This is a genomic window from Nocardioides sp. (assembly GCF_036401255.1).
Classification (GTDB): domain Bacteria; phylum Actinomycetota; class Actinomycetes; order Propionibacteriales; family Nocardioidaceae; genus Nocardioides.
Window position 1 is genome coordinate 1 of the sequence record NZ_DASWVI010000480.1, and the last position, 2,487, is coordinate 2,487.

At 75.5% G+C, this 2,487-nt stretch carries 2 protein-coding genes; both read right to left on the minus strand.

Annotated features, from left to right (window positions below):
- Nucleotides 1–286 precede the first annotated feature (286 nt).
- A complete protein-coding gene (locus VGD85_RS22105; RefSeq protein WP_331065590.1) occupies nt 287–1,048 on the minus strand; it encodes an ATP-binding protein in 762 nt (253 codons plus the stop codon).
- Between the two features lie 124 nt (nt 1,049–1,172).
- On the minus strand, nt 1,173–2,198 hold the full coding sequence (locus tag VGD85_RS22110; protein ID WP_331065591.1) for an LCP family protein: 1,026 nt from the start codon (nt 2,196–2,198) through the stop codon (nt 1,173–1,175).
- Between the last annotated feature and the right edge of the window lie 289 nt (nt 2,199–2,487).

The window sequence follows — 2,487 nt, forward strand, 5'->3', positions numbered from 1 at the left end:
CGGGGCCGCGGCCACGGCCTCGCCCCAGGGCCGCAGGAGCACCCCGGTGAGGAAGGCCGCGGCCGCGTCGGCGAGCGGCAGGCCTCGAGACGCCGGGTCCCGGCGCGGGAGGGCGTGGTCGTGGCCTCGTGCTTGCCGGACCGCGGCCGCGCGGGTCAGCAGGACGGTTGTCATGCGGGCACCTCCTGCACCGAGGTTGACCGGGCTCGGTGGCGCGTTCCGGCCCGCGCCGGACAGATCCCGCATTTCGATGATGGGCGGCTGCCCGGGTGGCGCCGGGCGCGGGTCAGCCGGTCTCGGCCGCAGCCTCCGCGTGCGCCGGCAGGCTGAGCACGACCGTGGTCCCCGGATCCTCGACGTCGCCGGGCTCGAAGCGGAGCACCGCGCCCATCTGGTCGGCGAGCCGGTGCACGGTGTTCAGGCCGACCGCCGGCGAGCCGGCGCGTCGTCCCGTGTCCGCGGCGTACGTGCCCGGTCCGCGGTCGTGCACCCGGACCTCGACCCGGCCGCCGCCCGCGCCCACGACCACGTCGACCTCGTTGCCGGCGGCGTGCTGGATCGCGTTGTCCAACAGCACGTGCACGACCTGCGCCACGTCGTCGTGGCAGCCCCAGGCCCGCGCCCGCGAGCCCGACCACCGGATCGGGTGGCCGTCGAGGCGCAGGGTCTCGACGAGCGGGTCGATGGCCAGGCCGACGTCGACCGGCCCGGCCGGATCCTCGGCCTCGTCGGTCAGCAACCGCTCGAGCCGGTCGAGCTCGACCCGGTGCAGCTGCTCGAGCCGGGAGCGGGCGGCCGACGTCAGCTCGACCTGCTGCTCCTGCAGCAGGTGGTAGGACGCGACCAGGCCGCTCACCGTCGAGCGCAGCTCGTGCAGCCGGTCCCGCTCGCGGGCCAGCTCGGCCGCGAGGTCGGCCGGCGCCGGGTGCGGTGCGAGGCCGACCCCCCGGACCCTGTCGCGGGAGGCCCCACGGCGGGCGTCGCGGCCGTGTCCCCGGTACGGCAGCGGGTGGGTCTGTCGGATCTCCTCGAGCAGTGCGAAGTGCATCGTGCCCCCCTTGTCCATTCCCATCAACATCTAGCCACGCCGGCGCGAAAGCAGCGTCAACAGGATGCGAAATCGGTCGGTCGATGACCGTCCGGTACGGACCGCCCGGGCCCCGGCCGCGGACTCATGGCGGGTCGTCGTCCGGCTGCGGGTGCGCGGCGACCCACTGGTCGATCCGGTCGGTGCGCACGGCGCGCCACAGCCCCGCGCCCCGGGCACGGTCCAGCCAGACCACGCTCTGCCCGCCCGCCGACCCGAGGCCGCTCACCGGAGCGGTCAGGCAGCGCACGTCATCCCCGCCGAGGTGCCGCAACGACCAGGCCAGCGACGCCAGATCGCGCGAGCCCCACTCCTCGTCGACGGAGAGGTGGTCGGTCAGCAGGTTGACGAAGTCGACGATCCCCGCCGGGTCGTCACGCAGGCCGAGCGTCTGCTCGGCGAGGGTGCGCAGCACGACCTGCTGCCGGCGTACCCGGTCGAGGTCGCCCCCGGGCAGGCCGTAGCGCTGGCCGACGTAGTCGAGCGCCCGGTCACCGTCGAGGTGGTGGACGCCCGCGGTCCAGGTCACGTCCCGGGCGGAGTCGTACACGGTCTCGGGCACCGTGACGCTGATGCCGCCCACGGCGTCGATGAGGTGGTGGAAGCCGTCCCAGTCGATGACCGCGAGGTGGTCGATGTGGACGCCGGTGAGCTGCTCGACCGTCCGCACCGCCAGCGCCGGTCCCCCGTAGGAGTAGGCGGCGTTGATCTTCGCCATGCCATGGCCCGGCACCGCCACCCAGGAGTCGCGGGGCAGAGAGGTCACGGTGACGTGCTCGCGGTCGCCGTCGACGTGCACGAGCATCGTCGCGTCCGAGCGCTGGGCCCCGTAGACCCACGACGCCGCCTCGGCGGAGCTGCCGGTGGTCGAGACCTCGGAGCGCCGGTCGGTGCCGAGGAGGAGGATGTTCACCGCCTCGGCGGCGGTGCCGGTCCGGACGCGCTCGGGTCGGGGTCCGAGGTCCACGAAGACGCCCGGGATCCGGTCGACCTCGTCGAGCTGGTGGTCGAGGTAGGCCATGGCGCCGAGCGCCGACCCGGCCAGCAGCGCGAGGACCGCGCCCACGCCGATCAGCGCCCTGCGGGCGATGTGTACGGCCCTCGCGGACATCGGCGCCCCCGGCTGGTCCTCGTGCTCCCTCGCCCTCCGACGATCCGTCCGCACCGCCGCCGGCCGGGGCGACCGACCGCCGAATCCCCAAGAGTGGGGACCGGGGCGGCCGGTCGCCCACGGGGCGGTCCGGCGGCGTTGTGCTGAGGCCGAGGCCGGTCCCCGAGCGGGCCCGCGCAGCCGGCCTCGGGAAGGACCCGTGATGCCCCGTCATCCGTCCCGGCCCGGCACCCGAGCGGCCGCCGGCCCCGTCGCGGTGCCCGTCGCGGTGCTCGTCGCGGCGCTCGTC

Bases quoted from the DNA above. Each gene is read 5' to 3' on its own strand.
- VGD85_RS22105 (WP_331065590.1), bottom strand. From the start codon at position 1,048: ATGCACTTCGCACTGCTCGAGGAGATCCGACAGACCCACCCGCTGCCG.
- VGD85_RS22110 (WP_331065591.1), bottom strand. From the start codon at position 2,198: ATGTCCGCGAGGGCCGTACACATCGCCCGCAGGGCGCTGATCGGCGTG.